The organism is Cytobacillus sp. FSL W8-0315, assembly GCF_038002905.1.
GTDB lineage: Bacteria > Bacillota > Bacilli > Bacillales > Cytobacillaceae > Cytobacillus > Cytobacillus pseudoceanisediminis.
The window spans coordinates 4,527,536-4,550,201 of the sequence record NZ_JBBOOC010000001.1 but is presented as its reverse complement, the minus strand read 5'-3'; the positions used below and the strand labels follow the sequence as shown (position 1 = coordinate 4,550,201).

22 protein-coding genes are annotated in these 22,666 nt (G+C 41.2%); 16 read left to right on the top strand and 6 right to left on the bottom strand.

What is annotated here, in order from left to right:
* Nucleotides 1-59 precede the first annotated feature (59 nt).
* On the bottom strand, nucleotides 60-914 hold the full coding sequence (locus tag MKY20_RS23305; protein ID WP_009331259.1) for a DegV family protein: 855 nt from the start codon (nucleotides 912-914) through the stop codon (nucleotides 60-62).
* A 357-nt stretch (nucleotides 915-1,271) separates the two neighbouring features.
* Here MKY20_RS23305 and MKY20_RS23300 point away from each other — a divergent pair, with 357 nt between their 5' ends.
* Both MKY20_RS23300 and MKY20_RS23295 read left to right on the top strand, forming a co-directional pair.
* Entirely contained in the window at nucleotides 1,272-2,102 is an 831-nt protein-coding gene (locus MKY20_RS23300) for a YitT family protein (RefSeq protein WP_009331258.1), read from the top strand.
* Nucleotides 2,103-2,121: 19 nt separating this feature from the next.
* Nucleotides 2,122-2,877 carry a BsuPI-related putative proteinase inhibitor gene (locus tag MKY20_RS23295; RefSeq protein ID WP_009331257.1) on the top strand — a complete coding sequence of 252 codons (756 nt, stop codon included), beginning with the start codon at nucleotides 2,122-2,124 and terminating at the stop codon, nucleotides 2,875-2,877.
* Between the two features lie 38 nt (nucleotides 2,878-2,915).
* Here MKY20_RS23295 and MKY20_RS23290 read toward each other — a convergent pair whose 3' ends face one another.
* The 3 genes from MKY20_RS23290 to MKY20_RS23280 all read right to left on the bottom strand — a co-directional run bounded on the left by MKY20_RS23290 (nucleotide 2,916) and on the right by MKY20_RS23280 (nucleotide 4,203).
* Nucleotides 2,916-3,101, bottom strand: a complete 186-nt coding sequence (locus MKY20_RS23290; RefSeq protein ID WP_009331256.1) for a DUF3813 domain-containing protein — start codon at nucleotides 3,099-3,101, stop codon at nucleotides 2,916-2,918.
* 2 nt (nucleotides 3,102-3,103) lie between these two features.
* A complete protein-coding gene (locus tag MKY20_RS23285) occupies nucleotides 3,104-3,256 on the bottom strand; it encodes a hypothetical protein (protein ID WP_009331255.1) in 153 nt (50 codons plus the stop codon).
* A gap of 128 nt (nucleotides 3,257-3,384) precedes the next feature.
* Complete coding sequence (locus tag MKY20_RS23280) at nucleotides 3,385-4,203, bottom strand: Cof-type HAD-IIB family hydrolase (protein ID WP_009331254.1); 819 nt, start codon at nucleotides 4,201-4,203, stop codon at nucleotides 3,385-3,387.
* A 280-nt stretch (nucleotides 4,204-4,483) separates the two neighbouring features.
* Between MKY20_RS23280 and MKY20_RS23275 the strand changes: the two genes are divergently transcribed.
* The 3 genes from MKY20_RS23275 to MKY20_RS23265 all read left to right on the top strand — a co-directional run bounded on the left by MKY20_RS23275 (nucleotide 4,484) and on the right by MKY20_RS23265 (nucleotide 6,978).
* Nucleotides 4,484-5,251, top strand: coding sequence for an alpha/beta fold hydrolase (locus MKY20_RS23275; RefSeq protein ID WP_009331253.1), 768 nt, complete (start codon nucleotides 4,484-4,486; stop codon nucleotides 5,249-5,251).
* A 73-nt stretch (nucleotides 5,252-5,324) separates the two neighbouring features.
* Complete coding sequence (locus MKY20_RS23270) at nucleotides 5,325-5,633, top strand: metal-sulfur cluster assembly factor (protein ID WP_251174415.1); 309 nt, start codon at nucleotides 5,325-5,327, stop codon at nucleotides 5,631-5,633.
* Between the two features lie 217 nt (nucleotides 5,634-5,850).
* Nucleotides 5,851-6,978: a TIGR04053 family radical SAM/SPASM domain-containing protein gene (locus MKY20_RS23265; RefSeq protein WP_009331251.1), complete on the top strand. Its 1,128-nt coding sequence runs from the start codon at nucleotides 5,851-5,853 to the stop codon at nucleotides 6,976-6,978.
* Between the two features lie 29 nt (nucleotides 6,979-7,007).
* On the opposite strand, the gene MKY20_RS23260 is transcribed toward MKY20_RS23265, so the two are convergent.
* Nucleotides 7,008-7,709 carry a Crp/Fnr family transcriptional regulator gene (locus MKY20_RS23260; protein ID WP_009331250.1) on the bottom strand — a complete coding sequence of 234 codons (702 nt, stop codon included), beginning with the start codon at nucleotides 7,707-7,709 and terminating at the stop codon, nucleotides 7,008-7,010.
* Between the two features lie 286 nt (nucleotides 7,710-7,995).
* Here MKY20_RS23260 and moaA point away from each other — a divergent pair, with 286 nt between their 5' ends.
* Nucleotides 7,996-9,012: a GTP 3',8-cyclase MoaA gene (gene moaA / locus MKY20_RS23255; RefSeq protein ID WP_251174414.1), complete on the top strand. Its 1,017-nt coding sequence runs from the start codon at nucleotides 7,996-7,998 to the stop codon at nucleotides 9,010-9,012.
* Nucleotides 9,013-9,124: 112 nt separating this feature from the next.
* Here the strand turns inward: moaA and ric are convergent, their stop codons facing one another.
* Nucleotides 9,125-9,817: an iron-sulfur cluster repair di-iron protein gene (gene ric, locus MKY20_RS23250; protein WP_009331248.1), complete on the bottom strand. Its 693-nt coding sequence runs from the start codon at nucleotides 9,815-9,817 to the stop codon at nucleotides 9,125-9,127.
* Nucleotides 9,818-10,329: 512 nt separating this feature from the next.
* Between ric and MKY20_RS23245 the strand changes: the two genes are divergently transcribed.
* The 10 genes from MKY20_RS23245 to argF all read left to right on the top strand — a co-directional run bounded on the left by MKY20_RS23245 (nucleotide 10,330) and on the right by argF (nucleotide 22,642).
* Nucleotides 10,330-11,595 (top strand): molybdopterin molybdotransferase MoeA, encoded by a 1,266-nt coding sequence (locus MKY20_RS23245; RefSeq protein ID WP_009331247.1) that lies wholly within the window; start codon nucleotides 10,330-10,332, stop codon nucleotides 11,593-11,595.
* Nucleotides 11,583-12,125, top strand: coding sequence for a molybdopterin-guanine dinucleotide biosynthesis protein B (mobB, locus tag MKY20_RS23240; RefSeq protein ID WP_009331246.1), 543 nt, complete (start codon nucleotides 11,583-11,585; stop codon nucleotides 12,123-12,125). The genes MKY20_RS23245 and mobB overlap by 13 nt, the downstream gene beginning before the upstream one ends.
* A gap of 158 nt (nucleotides 12,126-12,283) precedes the next feature.
* Entirely contained in the window at nucleotides 12,284-13,003 is a 720-nt protein-coding gene (locus tag MKY20_RS23235; protein WP_251174413.1) for a YwiC-like family protein, read from the top strand.
* Between the two features lie 196 nt (nucleotides 13,004-13,199).
* The gene (argC, locus tag MKY20_RS23230) at nucleotides 13,200-14,231 is read left to right on the top strand and encodes an N-acetyl-gamma-glutamyl-phosphate reductase (RefSeq protein WP_251174412.1); all 1,032 of its coding nucleotides are present in this window, start codon (nucleotides 13,200-13,202) and stop codon (nucleotides 14,229-14,231) included.
* A gap of 13 nt (nucleotides 14,232-14,244) precedes the next feature.
* Nucleotides 14,245-15,474, top strand: coding sequence for a bifunctional ornithine acetyltransferase/N-acetylglutamate synthase (argJ, locus tag MKY20_RS23225; protein WP_071157539.1), 1,230 nt, complete (start codon nucleotides 14,245-14,247; stop codon nucleotides 15,472-15,474).
* A gap of 12 nt (nucleotides 15,475-15,486) precedes the next feature.
* Nucleotides 15,487-16,260 (top strand): acetylglutamate kinase, encoded by a 774-nt coding sequence (argB, locus tag MKY20_RS23220; protein ID WP_009331242.1) that lies wholly within the window; start codon nucleotides 15,487-15,489, stop codon nucleotides 16,258-16,260.
* Entirely contained in the window at nucleotides 16,257-17,414 is a 1,158-nt protein-coding gene (locus MKY20_RS23215; protein ID WP_285838718.1) for an acetylornithine transaminase, read from the top strand. Before argB ends, MKY20_RS23215 begins: the two co-directional genes overlap by 4 nt.
* Before the next feature lie 77 nt (nucleotides 17,415-17,491).
* Nucleotides 17,492-18,571, top strand: a complete 1,080-nt coding sequence (locus MKY20_RS23210; protein ID WP_192908357.1) for a carbamoyl phosphate synthase small subunit — start codon at nucleotides 17,492-17,494, stop codon at nucleotides 18,569-18,571.
* Entirely contained in the window at nucleotides 18,564-21,689 is a 3,126-nt protein-coding gene (locus MKY20_RS23205; RefSeq protein WP_251174410.1) for a carbamoyl phosphate synthase large subunit, read from the top strand. Before MKY20_RS23210 ends, MKY20_RS23205 begins: the two co-directional genes overlap by 8 nt.
* Entirely contained in the window at nucleotides 21,686-22,642 is a 957-nt protein-coding gene (gene argF / locus MKY20_RS23200; protein ID WP_019381474.1) for an ornithine carbamoyltransferase, read from the top strand. Before MKY20_RS23205 ends, argF begins: the two co-directional genes overlap by 4 nt.
* The last annotated feature ends 24 nt before the right edge of the window (nucleotides 22,643-22,666 follow it).

Below are 22,666 nucleotides of genomic sequence, written 5' to 3'. Positions count from 1 at the left end.
ACTGAAGTACAATCATATTGTCTGTCAGAATGAAATGGAGTATGTATTCTTCACTAGGTTTATATTTGCTTTTGGTAGAAAATCGCAATTGTTCCTGGACCCGTATGGGACCCGATTGCAGAGCCTATGGATGTAATATAGACTTCTTTGGCTTTTAGCTCTTCCAGGATTAATTTTTGCATTTCAAGAGCTGTGTCTTCATCATCAGCATGGCTGATGCCGACCGTCTGATTCTCAAACGAAGTCCCATTTTCTTTCATCAGCTCAATGATGCGGCGAAGAAGCTTTTTCTTGCCGCGCAGTTTCTCAATCGGTACAAGTTTGCCATCTTCTACAGTTAGCAGAGGTTTAATGTTCAAAAGTCCGCCTAGAAATGCGGAAGCTTTAGAAACACGGCCGCCTTTTGCCAGGTATTCGAGATCATTTACAGTGAATAAACTCTCGAGGTGCCGGCATCGAAGTTCGATATCTTGCTGTATGTCTTCCTTGGATGCGCCTGATTGTGCGTTAGCAGCCGCTGCCTTAACGATTAATCCATATCCCAATGAAGCCGCCTTAGAATCGATAATGGATAATTTGAAATCCGGGTATTTCTCTTTTACTTGCTCCAAAATCATTACAGCGGTCTGGTATGTACCTGAGAGTCCGGAGGAAAAAGAAACATAAATGCCGTCTTCATTTTGTTCTGCCATCTTCATGAACGTTTCCTCAAAATGGAGAGGGGATACCTGAGATGTTTTAGGCACCTGGCCCTCACGGATAGCATCATAAACATCCTTAGGTTCTATGGTGACTAAATCTTCATATTCTGTATCATTCAGTTGAACCTTTAATGGGAAAAGTGTGACGCCATTTTCTTCATAGAAGCTTAGCGGCAGATCACACGCACTGTCAGCTAAAATTTTTACTGACATTTTCTTTCACCTGCTTTCAAACTATATGAATTAAGTTTATAGAAATCAAGGAGAAAAAACAATGAATTGTGTTGAAAATGACACTTTTCGCAAGTCTAACGGGCAGTAAGACTCTTACTTTCAGAAATCAAAGGAATAGAAGGGATATAAGCGGGGGGCAAACTGCCCGTATGCTGTGAAAACGTATTTGTGACCCGCTTCCTCCCATAAGCTGCAGCTTTTGGTCGATGATTATGCTGACGAAGCCTTCCTTGTGCTGTGTGCCTCAACTAACAATCAGCGGGGAAAAATCCCCCGCTGATTGAAGATTCACTTTACTGGGTAAAGAAAATAATAAAAAAATTCAGGGGGTAAAAAATGGTTTGGTTAGAAACTAAGAAAGTATTTATTGTTTTGATTGGCGCGATATTGAACGCAATTGCGATGAATTTTTTTCTGATACCTGCCAATGTATATGCGAGCGGTTTTACAGGTGTGGCACAGCTATTATCAAGCATTCTTGGGGATTTTGGATCAACAGGAATTCTGCTGTTCATTCTAAATATTCCTGTAACCATTTTAGCCTGGAAGAAGGTTGGAAGGTCTTTTACTATTTACAGTTTTCTAAGCGTATTCTTAATGTCATTTTTCTTGGAAATCATACCGGTAATTCATGTTTCAAAAGATATTTTGCTTAATGCCGTTTTTGGAGGTGTGATTGCGGCTGTTGGCGTAGGGATAACACTGAAATGGGGGGCTTCTACAGGAGGAATGGATATCATCGCAATGGTATTGTCCCGAATGAAAGACAAGCCTGTCGGTACATATTTTTTCACACTTAACGCCATTATTATAATAACAGCTGGCTTTTTGTATGGATGGGAAAAAGCTTTATACACTCTTGTTACCCTTTATGCCTCAACCAGGGTCATTGATGCCATTCATACAAGACATGAGAAACTGACAGCATTAATTATAACGAAAAAATCGGAAGAAATGAAAAAAGCCATCCATGACCATCTGGTCAGGGGAATTACAACCATTCCGGCAAAGGGGGCTTTTACAAATGAAAACAAGGAAATGATGATGATTGTCATCACCCGTTATGAGTTATTCGACCTTGAAAGAATTATTAAAGAAGTAGATCCGAATGCCTTTACAAATATTGTCCAAACCGCTGGTGTTTATGGTTTCTTCCGCAGGGATTAAATAAATGGAGGGATGAAGGATGCTTCGGCTTTTGACTGCTGCTGCTCTGATTATCTTCACTATGCCTTTGCAAAGTTTTGAAGCTTCTAAAAAGGAAATGCCATTTGATTTTAAAGTAATGCCTCAAGCAGGAACGGAAACAATGGAGATAGAATTGCTTCTGAGGAATACTGCCAATTACCCGCTAAGCTTTGAGTTTAGGACTTCCCAATTTTACGAAGTAAATATATTAAATCAAAATGGCGAAATGGTATATTCCTCTTCAGAAGGTAAAGCATTTTTACAAGCTATACAGACCATTGCCGTCAAACCGGATGAATTCAAGGTGTGGAAAGAGCAGTGGGATTATCGGCACAATGGCAAAAGAGTAAAGGAAGGGGAGTACATTGTAAAAGCCAGGCTTTTGGCATCAAACTTAAATGGCAAAGAACTGGAGACCAAAGCGGAATCAGAAGCCTCTGTCTATATCCCAGGACAAAATCCTGCCTTTCGCCATGTTAAGGTTACTGGAGAGAATGGCTTATATTCAGTATCAATTGAAGGGCGTCCAAAAAACGGAAAGCTATGGTATACAGTTGAAGATGGCCATAATGAACTGCTGCCTGAAAAGGGAGTATCAGCTCTTTCAAATAACTGGGAGAACTATAATATAAAAGTAAGCATTCCTGCTGATAAATTGCCTGAAAACGGATCAGTGATTTTGCATTTATATGAAAAAAGCCATAATGACGGACATATTATAAATCCCTTTCCTGTTATCCTGGAAAGGAGGTAAAAAAGAAGCTGGCAGCCATCGAGGCTGCCAGCTTCTTTTTAGCGATTCTGCGAATATTGCTCAAGCTCCTGCTGCATCTCCCGCAGCTGTGCCTGTTCAGCCGCCGTGGAATTGGCAAACGCGGAACTTAAAGCATTTTTCGCACGGGAAACAGTTTCTTCGCCTGCAGAACTTTTAGCTATTTCCACATATTTTCTGGCTTCCTGAAATAATCTGTTTCCCATCGTTATATTCCTCCGAGGGATGATTCTTTCACATTAGCTAATTTTTGGGCTTCCGCCTCTGCATAGGTCATGTGGTACGGGATACGTTCATCATGCTTACTAACAGTATCAACACCCTGTTGTACGAAGCGTTTTGATTTATTACGTTTACCCATTCGAATCTCCTCCATGAAAGAGTTTAAAGCAGCATTGTGCTGCTCCATCCCTTAGTATGCTCTAAAGGAATGATTTAAAAAGGGAATTTAAAGGACTGGTTGCCATTAAATTTCTTTTGGTCATTTGCTTATAGTGCTTTAAGGTTTAATAATTCATTTAAATAGATTCCGATTCCATCCTCCTCGTTGGTTAAGGTGACTTCATTGGCAATATTTTTCACCTGGTCAATAGCATTGCCCATGGCAATCCCGTAGCCTGCATATTCAAGCATTTCAAGATCATTGTCTTCATCACCGAAAGCTATGATCCGCTCAGGCGGTATTTGGAAGTAATCAGCTGCTTTTTGGAGGCCAACAGCTTTATTCAGCCCTGTTTTTACGATTTCAATGACATGCCATGGAGCCGCCCAGCGACGGTGATCAATCACTTCGGCATGGACTTCGGAAAGATGGGCTCTAATTGTTTTTACATGTTCTTCATCTGTGTGGATCAGCATGCTTGTCGGATTATCATTAAGATAATTGCGTAAATCTCCAGTCGTAATTTTGGGATCGCCAAAACCGAAGATATCCAGAAGCTTTTCATCATGGTAATGCAGGTAAACATCATCTATAACTTCTGCTACAATATTATGAACTGTATAGCTATTAACGGCTTCTACAATTTCCTTTGCAACGTTCATTTGCAGAGGTGTATGATAAACTCCCCAATTATGATCTTTAGGATGATGTATGTAAGCACCATTGAAATTGACAATTGGCGTAGTCAATCCCATTTCACGATAATAAATTTCGCTGGAGCGAAATGGCCTTCCGGTGGCAATCATCACTTCATGTCCTTGTTCGCGTGCCTTTTGAATAATCATTTTAGTTTTAGCTGAGATGGTTTTGTCATCTTTTAATAATGTTCCATCAAGGTCCAGTGCAATTAAATGTTTTTCTGCCATAAGATCTCCTTCTAAGCGCTCAGCACTTTTTTATAAGAATTTAACTGCAGTTTACGCACTGCAGCCAATTGCTTATCTTGAAGTATGCCCCGCTTTTCTTTTAAGTGTAAAGGTTTTGGAAAAAAAAAGTCTACATGTTAAACTGAAAATATAGAAAGAATTTACATCAAAACAAGAGCGTAAGCTTTTACAAAATCATTTTATACATATATGTTATCAATATTATTATAATTTTGTAAAAAAATTCACTTGTGCCCTAACAGATTTAGGAGGAAGAACTGTGGTTGTTATTGAACATAAGCATATCAAAGAAATTCCTGTTCTTGAACTGGCCAGACAGGAAGTAAAAGGGGAACGCTTGCCTTTTATTATTTTCGTTCATGGCTTTACGAGTGCCAAAGAACATAATCTGCATTATGCCTATCTGCTAGCTGAAAAAGGGTTCAGGGTGGTGCTTCCAGACACCTTGCTTCATGGGGAAAGATCTGAAGGTTTATCAGGCAGCGATTTAAATTTCAGGCTATGGGATATTGTTCTAAATACAATTGCGGAATTGAACATAATCAGGGATGTCTATGAGGATGCAGATCTGATCGACAAGGGAAGAATAGGGCTTGTGGGCACCTCCATGGGAGGAATAGTCACTTTGGGCGCCTTGACCCAGTATGAGTGGGTCAAAGCTGCAGTAAGCCTTATGGGTATGCCGTATTATGAAAAATTTGCTCAGCTTCAGCTGGATGAATTGAAGAAGAATAATATTAAAATTCCGCTTTCCAGCGAAGAACTAGCAGATCTGCTGGGGACTTTAAGGGAGCGGGATCTAAGTCTTCAGCCTGAAAAACTTGGAGGAAGGCCACTTATGTTCTGGCATGGCAAAAAAGACCCGGTTGTTCCTTATTCCTATACATACCAATTTTATGAGACCATCCAGCCCTTATATAGTGACTCACCTGAAAACCTCATGTTTATATCAGATGAACAGGCGGGGCACAAAGTAAGCAGGGAAGGGCTGCTGGAAACGGTTAAATGGTTTGGGGAACATCTATAACCAACATTTTTTCAATTCATTTAAATATTTGTTAAGATAAAGATAAAGTAAATAATGAAGGAGTGCTGCAGAAATGGACCAGGATTTAAAAGACAGCATCATGGGTGCACTTGAACTTGTTGTTGACCCGGAGCTGGGGATAGATATTGTGAACTTAGGCTTAGTATATGAGGTGAAAATGGAAGAGGAAGGTAAAGCCGTGGTAGATATGACTCTTACTTCCATGGGGTGTCCTTTGGCAGGAACAATTGTTGAGCAAGTAAAGTCAGCATTGGCTGATATTCCCGAAGTAAAGGACACTGAAGTGAACATTGTCTGGAACCCGCCTTGGTCTAAAGACAGAATGTCCCGCTATGCAAAAATTGCACTTGGCGTACAATAAGATTGAATCTTAAAAACAGCAGGATTATTTTCCTGCTGTTTTTTTATGCCCTTGCTTTAATTCCTTTGAACACATCTCTGTAAATTCTTTGAAAATGAGCATTGTATGTGAGGTAGTTCACTTATTTAACATGCCGATTATCCTATACTAACGATGGAAAGACAAAATTGCGTTGATGAAACATCCAGGACCTGTGGCTGTTAAGGAGGCATCTCAAATGGGATTTGATAGAGATTTTAATAAAGACCCTTTTATTGTGATATGGGAATTAACAAGGGCATGCCAGCTAAAATGTCTGCATTGCCGTGCGGAAGCGCAATACAGGAGAGATCCGCGAGAGCTTTCCTTTGATGAAGGGAAGTATTTGATTGACCAAATCAAGGAAATGAACAACCCTATGCTTGTTTTTACGGGTGGTGATCCATTAATGAGGCAGGATGTATTCGACATTGCCGAATATGCTGTAAAAAAAGGCGTGCGTGTGTCAATGACGCCCAGTGCGACACCGAATGTAACAAAAGAAGCTATTGAAAAAGCCAAAGAGGTCGGCTTAGCTCGATGGGCTTTCAGCCTTGATGGGCCAAAAGCGGAAATCCATGACCATTTTAGAGGTACTGCCGGTTCCTTTGATTTAACGATCGAAAGGATTAAATATTTGCACGAGCTTGAAATTCCAGTCCAGATTAATACAGTTATTTCGCGTTATAATATCGATTATCTTGAGGAAATGGCTAAAGTTGTAGAAGAACTCAAATGTGTTCTTTGGAGTGTGTTCTTCCTCGTCCCAACAGGGAGAGGGCAGGAAACAGATATGATTTCTCCGGTTGAACATGAGATGGTATTTACATGGCTGTATAACTTAAGCAAAAAAGTTACTTTCGATATCAAGACAACAGCTGCCCAGCATTACCGCCGAGTGGTCATTCAGCAAAAAATGAAGGAAGCGAAGGCTCAGAATGAGGACATTCAATATCTCGATGCACTTACACAGCAAGGGCTAACGGGTTCTATAGATGGTTTAGGCAGGGCTCCTAAAGGTGTGAATGACGGAAATGGATTTGTTTTCATTTCACATATTGGGGATGTTTATCCTAGCGGGCTTCTGCCTGTTAAAGCAGGGAATGTAAGGGAACAGCCACTTGCTGAAATATACAGGGAATCGCCAATTTTTAAAGACCTCAGAAATCCTGATAAATATAAAGGGAAATGCGGACAATGCGAGTTCCGTTATGTATGCGGGGGATCCAGGTCACGGGCATTTGCCATGACAGGGGATTATATGGAAAGCGAGCCGTTTTGTGTTTATATTCCAAAGGCACTTAGAAAGAAAGCGGCAAAATCATAAAAGAAAGGGAGTGCCGTTCGGATGCACTCCTACTCGATGCTGCAATATACGGCAGGGCAGTTTTCACAGCCTATTTCATTTTTTAAATATTCAAGATCTTTGACTGTGATTTTTCCATTTAGAATGGTAATGATGCTGTCTTTTTTCAGTTCACCCAGTATCCGGTTGGTGCTTTCCCTGGATGTGCCGCAGAAATTCCCAAGCTCTTGATTCGTAAGGGGCAGATCAATGAGTATGCCATCCTTAACTTTTATGCCATAGCTGTTAGTCATTCTGATAAGGGTTGAATACAGGGCACCTTTTTTTCCGTTAAGGACGAGATCTCTAAATTTGGTCTGAGTATTACGAAAGTGGTCGCTCATCCATTTCATAAATTCATAAGCCAATGTGCTATTTTTAAATATCTCCTTTTCCAGGACATCTTTTTTTATCACAGCTACTTCGCCAGCTTCAAGAACTAAAGCATTCAATAAATATTTAGGGTTACTGGTAAATAGGGTAAGCTCGCCAATAATTTCATTTTCTCCGCATAACCTGAAGGTAAGTTCTCTGCCATCAGCTGTTATCTTGCTGATTTGTATCTTGCCTGAAAGTATAATATAAAGTTCAGCAGCATCCATACCTTCCTGAAAAATGTAAGCCCCTTTGGAGGTTTTCATACGCCGGTCTGCAAAATGAAGAAGCTCTTTAATCTCAATGGAATGTGTCGGTTTAATGGCTGTGCGAGCCATATTAATCCTCCTTCATAAAACAACTGTCTTTTTTCACAATAATATCATTTGTATAGTGAAAACATTGCCGGCTTTTGTGTCTTTATTGTGGCATTTTCTATTGAAATGGTGTGTCTTTGTTATTATATAAACAATTCCCTATTAACATTGAAACGATTGTATGTTCTAATAGTAGAAGCCCTTAATTTGAGATACCGGGTTATTTCTGTTATTTTAAGGGAAAGGCTAAAATATACATCTGTATAGAAAGCTTATTTAAGTCACTCTTTATATGGAGTTGAACGAAATGGCTAAAACAATCGTTAAAGATAAATTGAATAGACCTTTAAGAGATCTTCGTATTTCTGTCATTGACCGCTGTAATTTCCGCTGTCAATACTGCATGCCGGCAGAAGTCTTCGGCCCGGATTTCGCTTTCCTTCCAAAAAATGAACTTCTGAGCTATGAAGAAATTGAACGGCTGGCTAAAATTTTTGTAAGCCTTGGCGTGGAGAAGATCAGGTTAACAGGCGGAGAACCTCTTATGAGAAAGGATATGCCTAAACTTGTAAAAATGCTTTCAGACATTGAGGGCTTAAAAGATATAGGTCTTACCACAAATGGTGTATTGCTGCCCAAACATGCGAAAGATTTAAAGGAAGCAGGGCTGGTGAGGGTTAACATCAGTCTGGACAGTTTGGATGATGAGCTGTTTGGAAAAATAAACGGACGCAATGTGGGTGTCAAACCAGTTCTTAAAGGAATCGAGGCAGCAAAAGAAGCAGGGCTTGGCGTCAAGCTTAATATGGTTGTTAAAAAAGGCCTGAATGATTCTGAAATTGTCCCGATGGCTAAGTTCTGCAAAGATAACGGCTTACAGCTCCGCTTTATTGAATACATGGATGTCGGCAGTACAAACGGCTGGAAGATGGACGAGGTTGTTACCAAAAAAGAAATTTATGACACTTTAAAGGAACATTATTTATTGGAACCGGTAGATCCGGATTATTTCGGAGAGGTTGCCAAGCGATACCGTTATAAGGATACTGATGTAGATGTTGGGTTTATTACATCTGTTTCTGAATCTTTCTGTTCAAGCTGCACACGTTCAAGATTGTCAGCAAACGGCCAAATTTTTACATGCCTATTTAATGGAGAAGGACATGATCTGAAGGGATTTATGAGAAAAGGCGCCACGGATGAAGAAATTACTGATCGGATTGTTAATATTTGGAACGGCAGAAAAGACAGATATTCAGACGAACGGACTGAAGAGACCATTGCCAGCAGGAAAAAAATTGAAATGTCCTATATTGGAGGATAAAAAAAGCATGCTTTGCTTTGTCACGAGAAATGGACATAGGCGGGCAGGCTTTTTATTTTGTCGTTCAGACTGCAAAAAAACTGCAGCCGTTATTGGCTGCAGATCGTAATGTTTATAAATATCTTGGAAAAAGAATGTTATTCTCAAGGTGAACATGCATGAAGGTTTGGCTTTCCAGATCTTCCAGCCGCTTATACACTAGACGGTACGATCCGCATGCATCTGAAGGTGGAGTATAATCAGATGTAATTTCTCTTAATTCCTTTAAAATTGAACCTGCATGATCATGCTCTTTCTCAAGCTCCCGGATATAGCTGATGATTTCTTTGCGATTTTCAACCTGAGGATCTTCAAGCTTCAGGAGCATTGGAAAAACTGACTCTTCCTCTTTAGAAGTATGTTCAAGAAGCTCATGCTTCAGCTCAAAGAATAATTGGTGGACTTTTAAAAGCTCCTCATGGCTTTCTCCATGGACTCTTGAAACCTTTGTTACATAAGGGCTTAATAGCGATAGTTCCTCCTCAAGAGGACGATGATATCGATTGATCACATGTTCAATAATGTCTTCTGATGCACTGTCTGTCCAAACCTCTAAATCATCGGTTTGGTTTTCCTTCTGAATAACCTCGTTCAATTCTTTTATCAGAACCTCCATATCTGCAGACTGATCAGAAACTGCACGCACCAGCGGAATATTTCCACCGCAGCAAAAATCAATGCGATGACGTTTAAAAACATCACTTGTCTTTGGAAATTCATTTACAATATCTTTTACCAGACGGTCTTCTGTAAGATGTATGGTCATTGAATTTTCCTCCTTTTATCTTGTGAACTATCTAAAGAATAAACGAATTTCCTTTTTAATTTGGTGACGGGCATCACACTTGCAGGCTTTTTATAAAGTTTTTTGGGTAGGCTATTTTCGCATAAATTGTTGTTCTTTGCCTATCAATGTTGTCCGTTGATTTCCGCTCCAGGCTGCTCGCTTTCCGCGGGGCGGGCGGTGAGCCTCCTCAACGCTCCGCGTCTGCGGGGTCTCACCTGTCCCGCTACTCCCGCAGGACATTGAGTAAGCTCCCTTGAGTAAACACCGCACGAAGAAAATGCGAGTGCATTTTCGAGGATCTCGCACCTTCCGCTACAATCAACTCAGTAAATAATATAGAAAAAGCAACAAACCTTGGAAAACGGCCTTTGGGTAAAACCATGCACATATGAAACTGAAAGTGTGATGATTGTCATGTTATAAGTTTTCATGTACGTTTATAATAATTGAAATAGAAAAAGCGTTAAGAAAAGTACATAGGAGCTGATATAATGCTGGAAAAAAGAACTCCCATTCCTGTTGGGGAAGCAGTAAAAAAAATCATGGCCTATCAATTAAAAGGAAGTGCAGAATACATATCCATTAATGAAAGCAACGGTCGTTTTCTTGCAGAAGACTTAAAAGCGACCCATGATGTCCCTCATTTTGACCGATCACCATATGATGGATTTGCTGTTCGTTCAGCAGATACAAAGGAAGCTTCAATGGAAAATCCCACAGTATTTGAGGTAGTAGATCATATTGGCGCAGGGCATGTAACTTCCAAAAACATTGGTCCATTCCAGGCTGTGAGAATTATGACTGGTGCGCAAATGCCTGAAGAATGTGATGCCGTAGTAATGCTCGAGCTGGCAAAAGCATATGAAGAAGACGGTAAGAATTTTATGTCCATTAAACGCTCCTATAATAGTGGAGACAATGTTTCCTTCAAGGGCGAAGATGCGAAAAAAGGAGATTCACTGGTCAAGAAGGGGACAAAAATCAACCCGGGAATTCAGGCTATTCTTGCTACCTTTGGCTATGCCGAAGTACCGGTTGCAAAGAAGCCTGTTATCGGATTATTTGCAACAGGCACAGAGCTATTGGAAGTACACGAACCGCTGCAGCCAGGGAAAATCAGAAACAGCAATGCCCATATGATAACAGCCCAAATTGAAAGGGCTGGGGCGGAAGTTATTTATTATGGAAAGCTCCCTGATGAATTTGATACATGTTTCGATGCTGTGAAAGAAGCATTGAACAGCGTGGATATACTGATTACTACTGGCGGTGTATCTGTAGGCGATTTTGATTATCTGCCGGGCATTTACGAAAAGCTTGGGGCAGAGGTCCTTTTCAATAAAGTTGCAATGCGGCCCGGAAGTGTGACTACAGTTGCCCAGCATGAAGGGAAGCTTTTGTTTGGACTTTCCGGAAATCCTTCTGCCTGCTATGTCGGATTTGAGCTTTTTGCAAGACCGATTATCCGGAAAATGCTGTTCTCTGAGAAGCCGCATTTAAGAAAAGAAACAGCAGAGCTCGTGGCTGAGTTTCCAAAAGCAAATCCATTTACACGATTTGTCCGGACAGCTGTGAATTATTCAGGAGGCAGACTGGTTGCGGCGCCAAGCGGAGTGGATAAATCAAACATTGTGATGAGTCTCGCCGGCGCGAATTCACTAATGATTCTGCCCGGCGGAACTAGAGGCTATGGCATGGGCGACATTGTTGAGGTGCTATTGCTTGAGGACCATGAAGGAAGCGAATGGCCATGGTAAAGGAACCTGTTATTTTTCAGGTATCCGGCTATCAAAACAGTGGAAAAACAACATTGGTTAACAAAATAATTTCCGGATTAAAAGGGAAGGGACTTTCTGTCGTTACCATTAAGCATCATGGTCATGGCGGCAAACCCGAAACCCCAGAAGGAAAGGATTCCAGCAATCATATTGAATCAGGAGCAGCCGCTTCAATTGTTGAGGGTGGAGGCAGACTGCTTTTACAAGCTGAGAAGAAAAGCTGGAGCCTGGAGGAGCAAATTAATATTGCCGTGCAGCTGCAGCCTGATGTAGTGCTTATTGAAGGTCATAAAAAGGCTTCATACCCTAAAGCACTCATGCTCAGAAGTGATGAAGATAGGTACCTTATAGAGGAACTGACAAATATCTGTGCACTCTTCTGCTGGGAAGATAAAGTGATTAAGCACAAGGCTGCAGATTTGGAAACTCCGTTTTTCAGCATCCGTGATCCCAAAGGCACTGAGTGGATTATTGAGTATTTAGTGAGCGAAAGTAAGAAAAAGAAATAAGATTAAACAAAACAGTCCATTTTTTTTTGGGGCTGTTTTTAATAATTCTCTAAAAGTTGAACGTTTTGTGGCGATTTGTTTACCAGTGATAATCTTCACTTATTATTTACGCGGAAAATTATATATTATTGGCAGAAAGCAGCGGGGAGGTATTAAGGATGAAGTTATTTATGCCAAAACAGCATGGAGCCTGGGCAATGCTGATCCTGCCATTTTGGCTCGGGGCGGCGGCATCTGATATTATTTGGTCTCATATCCCGTTTTTTTTAGGATGGATATTATTATATCTGGCTACTTATCCTGGCCTTCTCCTATTTAAAAGAAAAAGGATGGCTTTTTATGCAAAGTGGGCTATTATTTATTTGGTTCCGGCTATTTTACTGCTATTATTCCCTTTACTGGTAAGGCCGTCGATTTTCATATTTGGACTTCTTATGATTCCTTTTTTTATCATTAATGCACGCTATTCGTCTAATAACAGAGATAGGGCATTGGGTAACGACTTTAGTGCCATTAGTGCCTTTTCCATAGCAGGCCTTGCGAGCAGCTATTTGCCGCATGGGGAAATTACACCGCTGGCCTGGACAGTATTTGCAGCTTCCATTTCATTTTTTGCCGGAAGCACCTTCTATGTAAAATCAATGATCAGGGAAAAGAAAAACATTTCCTTCAAATGGATTTCGTGGATCTTTCATGCTGCGGTACCGATCCTCTGGCTGCTGGCAGGTGGATGGATTGTATCTGCAGCGTTTCTTCCCAGCCTTTTTCGGTCCATTGCATTTTATGGGAAATCATTTACACCTAAAAAAATTGGGATATATGAAATTGCAAATGCAGCCATATTCTTTTTCATGTTATTACTTGCCATTCATAATTAAAGACCGGCCTGACCAGGCCGGTTTTTTAATTTATCCAGAAATAGCTGTGCTGAGTATAAATAAATATTAGAAATCTTTAAAACTTCAGTAAAATAGGTTGCAATTTTTTCTTTCAGTTTCTATAATAAGAGAAACATAAATTCATAAATATGTATATAAATGATTAAATATACAATTAAGTGTGGAAGGAGCAATTATGAACGTTTCAATCATCGGAACAACCGGATATGGGGGTGCGGAATTGCTCCGTATCCTTAAACAGCATCCAGAATTTAATATTAAATCGATTCATTCAACGAAAGAAGATCTGCCCATTTGGAATGAATATCCCCATCTATATGAAATCATTGACAAGAACTTACAGGGGATTGATCCAGCTCAAATAGCAGACCAGTCTGATATTGTTTTTCTGGCAACACCATCTGGAGTATCAGGGAAACTTGCTGAAAATTTTTCAGGCAAGAATATAAAGGTAATTGACCTTTCCGGTGATCTTCGAATCCCAGCTCAAGCCTATCTGGAGTGGTATAAACACACTCCTGCTAACGAATCTCTGGTAGAAAAAGCAGTATATGGGCTTTCTGAGTGGCATCATGACGAAATAGCTTCCGCAGAAATCATATCTAATCCTGGGTGCTATCCAACAGCTGCTCTGTTAAGTCTTGCACCAGTTGTAAAAGAAAATTTAATAAAGCCCGATAGCATTGTGGTCGATGCAAAGTCCGGTGTGTCAGGGGCAGGACGGGCACTTTCAAGATCAACAAGCTATGCAGAAGCTAATGAAAACCTGCGTGTTTATAAGGTAAACCAGCACCAGCATACACCTGAGATCGAACAGCAGCTGATGAAATGGAATTCCGCTCTAAAGCCGATTACATTCACGACCCATCTTCTTCCTATCACAAGAGGCATTATGACAACCAGCTATGTTCAGCTGACAAAAGAATACACTTCTTCTCAAATTCTTGAACTTTATCAATCAGTTTATGAAAAACAGCCGTTTATTCGAATTCGTCCTGAAAATTCTTTTCCTTCCGTAAAAGAGGTGGCAGGCTCTAATTTTTGCGATATAGGTGTTCATGTGGATTCCAGAACGGGCAGACTGACAATAGTTTCAGTGATTGATAATTTAATGAAGGGAGCAGCCGGGCAGGCTGTACAAAATGCCAATATTATGAGCAGATTGGATGAAAAAGCAGGTCTCGGATTTGTACCGCTCTATCCATAAGGAGGAAAGATAAATGCAATTAGTATCTCAAACTGAAGTAACCGAACTGCCGACAGGAAGCATCATAACACCGAAAGGCTTTACCGCAGCTGGCGTCCATGCAGGGCTGCGCTATTCAAAAAAGGACCTGGGAATTATATTAAGCGATACTCCTGCACAATGTGCAGCTGTCTATACAACAAGCCATTTTCAGGCTGCCCCTTTAAAAGTTACTCAGGAAAGCATTGCAGCAGAAGGCCTCATTCAGGCTGTTATAGTAAATAGTGCATGTGCCAATGCCTGTACAGGGGACCAGGGGCTAAAGGATGCTTATCAAATGAGAAAATCAGCTGCAGATAAATTCAATTTAAAGGAACAGCATGTGGCGGTTGCCTCTACTGGTGTCATTGGAGAATATATGCAGATGGATAAGATAGAAGAGGGCATTAAGATGCTGAAGCCAGGCAATGAGGCATTACACTCAGAGGATTTTCAAACAGCTATATTAACAACGGATTTAGTGATGAAGAAGTGCTGCTATTCGGCAGTAATCGATGGGAAAACCGTTACAATGGGCGGCTCGGCAAAGGGGTCTGGAATGATTCATCCCAATATGGCAACCATGCTTGCGTTTATCACAACAGATGCAAATATAGACTGCGGAGATTTGCAATTTGCATTGAAACAGGTTACCGATCGAACATTCAATCAGATAACCGTTGATGGAGATACCTCAACAAATGATATGGTATTGGTCATGGCCAATGGAACCAGCGGTATAAATAAACTTTCGCCGAACCATCCAGATTGGGATGTATTTATACAGATGCTTTCTCAAACGAGTGAAAGTCTTGCCAAACAGATTGCAAAAGATGGTGAGGGAGCAACAAAGCTGATAGAAGTGGAGGTATCAGGGACAAAGTCGGATGACGATGCCAGAATGATTGCTAAACAGATTGTCGGCTCGAACCTTGTTAAGACTGCTATATATGGAGCGGATGCCAATTGGGGCAGAATTATCGGGGCAATCGGACAGAGCCAGCCAGCTATTGATCCGTCTTCGGTAGATATCGCAATCGGACCTATAGTCATGCTGAAAAATAGTGTTCCACTGGCATTTTCTGAAGAAGAAGCAAAAGAGTACTTATCAAATGCCGCCATTCAGATTACTGTGAATCTTCACCAGGGAGCAGGAAAAGGGAAGGCCTGGGGATGTGACTTATCCTATGATTATGTCAAAATCAATGCAAGCTATCGTACCTGAGGGGGATGCCATTTGAAAAGTATTGTCATTAAGTGCGGAGGCAGTGTAATGGAAGAGCTGGGAGACGCTTTCTTTGATAGTCTTTTAGAGTTGAAGAAGGAAGAATACCAGATTGTTTTTGTTCACGGTGGAGGGCCGGCAATTAACAGCATGCTGGAACTTTTTAATATCCCTCATGAATTTGTCAATGGGCTAAGAAAAACGACTCCGGAAGTTCTGGAGGTAGCAGAGATGGTCTTGTCAGGACAATCCAACCGCAAGCTTACCTCAATGATCGAACTGCATGGATTGAGAGGGTTTGGCGTAAATGGCAGTGATGCGGGGTTGCTAAAGGCAGAATTTATCAATCAGGATGAGCTTGGACTGGTTGGTGAAATAACGGCAGTTAATCAGTCGGTACTGGAAATGTTATTTAATGAAGACCTGGTCCCTGTCATTACTCCTATTGCAGCTGCAGAAGGCGGGATGAAATTGAATATCAATGCCGACTATGCGGCGGCAGCCGTTGCCAATGCCATTAAAGCTGAACATTGCATCTTTGTAACGGATGTAAAGGGAATATTCATTGACGGCAACCTCTCTCCTCAGCTTGACGCGGATGAAATTGAACAGCATATTAACGATAAAAAAATTACAGGCGGAATGATTCCAAAGGTTACCTCTGCCTTGAACCTAATCAGCAAAGGGCTAAATAGCGTAATGATTGTATCAGGAAAAGAAAAGTTTTATGAGGAAGGCATATGGAACGGTACGAATATATCTGCCAAGAAGGAGGTCTTAACTTGAGTAATCTATTTCCAACGTATGCCCGGTGGGAAGTGGAGCCGGAAAAAGCAGAAGGAAGTTATCTTTTTGATAAAAATAAGAAGCGCTATTTGGACTTCACCTCAGGGATTGGAGTCTGCAATCTTGGTCACCGTCCAGCAGCTGTACAAAAATCAATCAATGAACAGCTGAATAAATTCTGGCATGTTTCCAATTTATATATACAGGATCAGCAGGAGGCTGCAGCAAAGACTCTCTCTGAAGCTGCGGGCATGGACCTTGTATTCTTTGCCAACAGCGGAGCAGAAGCAAATGAAGCAGCGATTAAGCTTGCAAGAAAAGCTTCAGGAAGGAAAAAAATCATTACTTTTCAGCAATCATTCCACGGGAGAACCTTTGCCACAATGGCTGCAACGGGCCAGGAAAAAATTAAAAAAGGCTATGGTTCCATGCTTGAGACTTTTAAGTATGTTCCTTTTAATGATATTAATGCATTGGAGGAAGAGATTGACGCGGAAACAGCGGCTGTAATGCTGGAAATTGTACAGGGTGAAGGCGGGATTCACATTGGGAATCAGGAGTTTCTTACAAAAACTGAGCAGCTTTGCAAAGAATATGGGGCGCTCCTGATTGTAGATGAAATTCAGACCGGCATTGGCAGAACGGGTAAAGCCTTTGGATTTCAGCATTTTGACCTTACGCCCGATATCGTAACCGCAGCTAAAGGCCTGGGAAGCGGATTGCCAATAGGCGCAGTGATTGGAAAAAAAGCATTGGAAGAAGTATTTGGACCAGGAAGCCATGGATCAACATTCGGCGGGAACCCGATCAGCATTGCAGCAGCTATTGCTACAATGAAGACAATATTTGATGATGATTTTTTACAAGGCGTTCAGGAAAAGAGTGCATATCTTGCTGACAAATTGGCTGAATCGCTTGAACAGATTGAAGCTGTTAAGGAGATTCGCTATCTTGGTTTAATGGTCGGTATTGAATTAGATATCCCCCTTCCATCTTTGTTAAAGGAATTAAGAGCCAATTGCTTGCTTGCATTGCCTGCTGGGGAAAATGTTTTGCGGCTGCTGCCTCCGCTGACAGCATCAAAATCTGAAATAAATGAGGCGGTGCAAATTCTGCAATCCACACTAAAGGAATTTTCAAAATCAGCTGTTTAAGCTGTATTATTTTTCAAGTGTATGAATAAAAATTAACTAGGTTATATAAATATACAGATAGCTTTGGGGTGTTGATAATGGAAGGATACCTTCATTTAAATAGCGGCCATTCCTATAAAGGCCAATGGCTGACGGATCAGCCTGAAAAGGATGTAGAAGGGGAAATCGTTTTTTTTACAGGAATGACAGGCTACCAGGAAGTATTGACAGATCCCTCTTATAAGGACCAAATTATTGTGTTTACCTATCCTTTAATCGGAAATTACGGAATAAATGAGTCTGATTTTGAGAGTAAGAAACCTCATGTGGCAGGGGTTATTGTTTATGAAGGAAGCAGAAATCCTTCGCATTACAAATCGGCTTATTCGCTTCAGGAATACCTTCAGAAATGGAATATTCCATTATTAGGGCATATGGATACCCGATCAATTGTAAAGAAAATCCGTTCAGAAGGAAGCATGCCGGCAAAAATGTCTTCTTCGGAAACTGCCCCCGGCGGATTGCTGCTTCGAAAGGATAAAAAAGTTTGCAAAGTATCTTCGCAAACAATGGAGTGCTGTGGAGAGGGAAGCATTCATATAGTTGTCATCGATTTTGGCGCTAAAAAATCAATTGTGGATTCATTGCTGAAAAGAGCGTGCAAGGTTACATCTGTTCCTTACAATACAAGCTTTGAACAGATTAAAAAACTAAATCCAGACGGTGTAGTGCTTTCAAACGGGCCTGGAGATCCTAAAGAATTAAAAAGCATCCTTCCGGAATTAAAAAAGGTGCTGGAGCAGTATCCGGCATTGGGAATTTGTCTTGGCCACCAACTGGCTGCTTTAGCATTTGGCGGCAACACAAAAAAACTGTCCTTCGGCCATAGGGGTGCCAACCACCCGATTGCGGACATGAAGAAGGGCACAGTATTTATGTCATCACAAAATCATAGCTATGTGGTTGATGAAGAAAGCATAAAAGATACCGGGTTTAAAACCCGCTATGTAAACCTGCATGACCAGTCAATTGAGGGACTAATGCATAAGGTCCTGCCAATCCATACGGTCCAATTCCATCCGGAAGCCCATCCGGGACCTGCGGATGGTGATTATATTTTTGATGAGTTTATGAACATGATTCAAGAGGAGAATAGGAGAGTTTTCGCTTATGCCTAAAGACACCAGCATCCAATCCATATTAGTAATCGGCTCCGGCCCGATTGTCATCGGGCAGGCAGCAGAATTTGACTACGCAGGAACACAGGCCTGCGCAGCATTAAAGGAAGAAGGCTATAAGGTTATCCTTGTTAATAACAATCCGGCTACCATTATGTCTGACAAAGCTTTTGCAGACAAAGTCTACTTTGAGCCGATGACAGCTGACAGCCTTGAGAAGATTATAAAGATAGAACGTCCCGATGGCCTGCTTGCCACACTGGGAGGCCAGACAGGTTTAAATCTTGCTTTTAAACTGAGTGAATCAGGTGTGCTTGAACATTATGGAGTGAAGCTTTTGGGCAGCAGCATTGAATCCATTAAGAAAGGCGAAGACCGGGAAGCTTTTCGTAAGCTGATGAACGAGCTTAACGAACCTGTTCCCGAAAGCATCATTGTCCATGAAGTAAATGAAGCCATCCAATTTGCCCGCGAAATTGGATTTCCTATTATCGTCCGTCCAGCTTATACTCTTGGCGGAACAGGAGGAGGTATAGCAGGAGATTTTGATGAACTGACATCTTTGGTGCAGGGCGGTTTAAAAGAGAGTGCGATCAGCCAATGCCTGGTTGAAAAAAGCATAGCAGGATTTAAGGAAGTAGAATACGAGGTCATGCGGGATTCACAGAATACGTGCATCACTATATGCAATATGGAAAACATTGATCCTGTAGGAGTTCATACCGGTGACTCAATTGTTGTCGCACCTTCACAAACCTTAACAGATGATGAGTATCAGATGCTGAGAACAGCTTCTATCAAGATCATATCCGAGCTTGGCATTATTGGAGGGTGCAACATTCAGTTTGCCCTTGATCCTCATAGTAAGAATTATTACCTAATTGAAGTCAATCCTCGAGTCAGCAGGTCATCTGCCCTTGCTTCCAAAGCAACAGGCTATCCAATTGCCAGAATGGCTGCAAAGCTTGCCGTCGGGTATACCTTATCGGAAATTATCAACCCTGTAACAGGAGATACTTTTGCAAGCTTTGAACCAGCCCTGGATTATGTCATCGTTAAGTTTCCAAAATGGCCATTTGATAAATTTCCTTCTGCGGACCGCAAACTCGGAACGCAGATGAAAGCAACCGGAGAAGTAATGGGGATTGACCGGAATCTCGAACGGGCTCTCTTAAAGGCAATCCATTCACTTGAAGTGAAGGTGAATGATTTGAAATCACCTGGCTTATCAGCTAAATCGGTTACCTCACTTGAGGAACTGCTGTTAAAGCAGACTGATGAAAGATTCTTTACCGTAATTGAATTACTCCGGAGAAATTACTCATTGCAAGCTTTACACTCTATCACAAAAATTGATTATTTCTATCTCAATATACTCAATGAAATGGTAAAGCTGGAAAGGCAAATCTCTGCTTTAACACTTGATGAAGCAACAAAAGAAGAGCTGCAGCTATTTAAGGAAAAGGGCTTTAGTGATAAGTTTCTTGCATTGGAATGGAAAGTTTCGGAAAAAGCAGTCAGGGACAAACGCAAAAAGGCTGGCATTCTGCCTGCCTATAAAATGGTTGACACATGCGCAGCTGAGTTTGAAGCACAATCTAATTATTATTACTCCAGTTATTTTGGCGAAAATGAACAAGTAAAGAGTGATAAGAGGAAAGTCCTGATTATTGGAAGCGGCCCCATCAGAATTGGCCAGGGCATTGAATTTGATTATTGCTCCGTTCAGGGAGTATTTGCTCTGAGGGATGAAGGCGTTGAAACAATCATGATCAATAATAACCCTGAAACGGTAAGTACGGATTATACAACCGCTGACAGGCTTTATTTTGAACCGCTAATTCTTGAGGATATCTTAAATGTTATTGAAGCAGAAGGGATTTCAGAAGTCATTGTGCAGCTTGGCGGGCAGACAGCTCTGAATCTGGCATCCGCACTTGAAAATTATGGTGTTACCCTGCTTGGAACTGACTCAAATACCATAGATGCATTAGAGGACCGGAAGCTATTTTATCAGCTGCTGGATGATTTGAATATTCCGCGGATAAAAGGTGATGTTGTCCACTCAGAAGAAGAGCTAAAAGAAGCAGCCGAAAACATTGGATTCCCGATCCTTGTCCGCCCATCCTATGTTATAGGAGGGAGAGGGATGGAACGTATTTCTTCATCATCTGAGCTGGAGGGTTATTTAGCGAAAGGTGATGTCCCTTATCCGATTTTAATTGATCAATTCGTGCATGCTTCAGAAGCTGAGCTTGATCTGGCAGCAGACGGAAATCATATCTGTGCACCTGCAATTATGGAGCATATTGAAAAAACGGGTGTTCACTCTGGCGACAGCATGTCCGTTCTCCCGCCGCAAAATCTTTCAGAAAATGTCCAGAATAAAATGCTAGCCTATGCAAAAGCCATTGTGCAAAAGCTCCGGTATAAAGGACTCATGAATATTCAGTATATCGTTAACGGCGAAGAAGTATTTATTCTTGAAATAAACCCTCGTGCAAGCAGAACTGTACCAATTATCAGCAAGGTAACAGGCGTACAGCTAGTGGGGATTGCGACAAAAATATTGCTTGGGAAATATAGTTTGTCGAAAGATGAAATTCCGGATGCTGCAAAACTCCCATTTGTATGTGTGAAATTCCCGGTTTTCTCTAATTATGCTTTAAAGGGATTGGACAGCAAAGTAGGTCCTGAAATGAAATCAACAGGAGAGGCCATTTCACTCGCACCAAATTTTGAGGCGGCAATCAGAAAGTCTTTCCATGCTGGTTTAAATGATGCTAAAGGCAAATGTGTCGTAATTGCAAACTCTCCAGAAACAGAAGAACTAACTCATTATATTAATAAGGCTAAAGTAGTACCTGTTTTTCTGACTCAAGGCAATATGGATTGGAATGTCCAGGAAACCTTCGCCTTATATAATCCTGGCATAAGTGAAGAAGATAAGAGAATGAGAGAAATGGGAACCAAAAACAGAATTTTGACTTTCAGTGAAAAAGAAACGCTTATTGCATTATTAAAATCAATGTCTGCAGGCGATTGGGATGTTAAATCCATTGAAGATTGGCAGGGCATTAAAAATAATACTGGAGAAAAGGAAGTGGGCGTCTTATGATTTCAATTCAGGCTGCGGATAAGGGTATAAATATAAAAGGAAAAGATTTTCTAACACTTGCAGACTTTTCATCAGAGGAAATTAAGGGGCTGCTGGAAAAAGCAAAGCAATTAAAAGAAGCTCATCTGCAGGGTGCAGAAACTCCCATCCTAAAAGGCAAAATTCTTGGCATGATTTTTGAAAAGTCATCTACACGCACAAGAGTTTCCTTTGAAGCAGGTATGCTGCAGCTTGGGGGCCATGCCTTATATTTAAACAGCCAGGACCTGCAGCTTGGAAGAGGAGAAAGCATTGCGGATACAGCTAAAGTGCTTTCACAGTATGTTGATGCGATTATGATCCGCACATTCTCCCATGCAAAGATCCAGGAACTGGCTCATCATGCGGACATTCCGGTCATTAACGGCTTGACCGATCTTTATCATCCGTGCCAGGCTCTTGCCGATCTCCTTACAATTGAAGAGAAAAATGGGGAGTTAAAAGGCCAAAACCTGGTATATGTAGGCGATGGCAATAATGTGGCCCATTCTTTAATGATTGCTTCTGCCAAGATGGGGGTAAATATCACGATTGCCTGTCCTATAGGGTATGAGCCAGATAATTTTGTTCTCCAGCAATCACAAGAGTTTGCCGAACAAAGCGGTTCAAAGGTAAAGATAACATCTAACCCTGAAGAAGCGGTTGCTAATGCCGATGCCATCTATACAGATGTCTGGACGAGCATGGGACAGGAAGATGAGAATGAACAGAGGCTGAAAGACTTTGCTGATTATCAGGTTAATGAATATCTTGTCCAAAAAGCCAAAAAAGATTACGTCTTTTTGCATTGCCTGCCTGCCCATCGCGGTGAGGAAGTTACAGCGGAGGTCATTGATGGAAATAATTCCGCTGTCTTTCAGCAGGCTGGGAACAGGCTTCATGTTCAAAAAGCCATTCTTTCAGAGATATTATAATGAAAAAGCCTTCTCAGCACAGAG

Bases quoted from the DNA above. Each gene is read 5' to 3' on its own strand.
- mobB (WP_009331246.1), top strand. From the start codon at position 11,583: ATGGCCATGGTAAAGGAACCTGTTATTTTTCAGGTATCCGGCTATCAA.
- MKY20_RS23235 (WP_251174413.1), top strand. From the start codon at position 12,284: ATGAAGTTATTTATGCCAAAACAGCATGGAGCCTGGGCAATGCTGATC.
- ric (WP_009331248.1), bottom strand. From the start codon at position 9,817: ATGACCATACATCTTACAGAAGACCGTCTGGTAAAAGATATTGTAAAT.
- moaA (WP_251174414.1), top strand. From the start codon at position 7,996: ATGGCTAAAACAATCGTTAAAGATAAATTGAATAGACCTTTAAGAGAT.
- MKY20_RS23205 (WP_251174410.1), top strand. From the start codon at position 18,564: ATGCCTAAAGACACCAGCATCCAATCCATATTAGTAATCGGCTCCGGC.
- MKY20_RS23270 (WP_251174415.1), top strand. From the start codon at position 5,325: ATGGACCAGGATTTAAAAGACAGCATCATGGGTGCACTTGAACTTGTT.
- MKY20_RS23295 (WP_009331257.1), top strand. From the start codon at position 2,122: ATGCTTCGGCTTTTGACTGCTGCTGCTCTGATTATCTTCACTATGCCT.
- MKY20_RS23245 (WP_009331247.1), top strand. From the start codon at position 10,330: ATGCTGGAAAAAAGAACTCCCATTCCTGTTGGGGAAGCAGTAAAAAAA.
- MKY20_RS23290 (WP_009331256.1), bottom strand. From the start codon at position 3,101: ATGGGAAACAGATTATTTCAGGAAGCCAGAAAATATGTGGAAATAGCT.
- MKY20_RS23210 (WP_192908357.1), top strand. From the start codon at position 17,492: ATGGAAGGATACCTTCATTTAAATAGCGGCCATTCCTATAAAGGCCAA.
- MKY20_RS23305 (WP_009331259.1), bottom strand. From the start codon at position 914: ATGTCAGTAAAAATTTTAGCTGACAGTGCGTGTGATCTGCCGCTAAGC.
- MKY20_RS23285 (WP_009331255.1), bottom strand. From the start codon at position 3,256: ATGGGTAAACGTAATAAATCAAAACGCTTCGTACAACAGGGTGTTGAT.
- MKY20_RS23300 (WP_009331258.1), top strand. From the start codon at position 1,272: ATGGTTTGGTTAGAAACTAAGAAAGTATTTATTGTTTTGATTGGCGCG.
- MKY20_RS23265 (WP_009331251.1), top strand. From the start codon at position 5,851: ATGGGATTTGATAGAGATTTTAATAAAGACCCTTTTATTGTGATATGG.
- argJ (WP_071157539.1), top strand. From the start codon at position 14,245: ATGCAATTAGTATCTCAAACTGAAGTAACCGAACTGCCGACAGGAAGC.
- MKY20_RS23280 (WP_009331254.1), bottom strand. From the start codon at position 4,203: ATGGCAGAAAAACATTTAATTGCACTGGACCTTGATGGAACATTATTA.
- MKY20_RS23260 (WP_009331250.1), bottom strand. From the start codon at position 7,709: ATGGCTCGCACAGCCATTAAACCGACACATTCCATTGAGATTAAAGAG.
- argF (WP_019381474.1), top strand. From the start codon at position 21,686: ATGATTTCAATTCAGGCTGCGGATAAGGGTATAAATATAAAAGGAAAA.
- argC (WP_251174412.1), top strand. From the start codon at position 13,200: ATGAACGTTTCAATCATCGGAACAACCGGATATGGGGGTGCGGAATTG.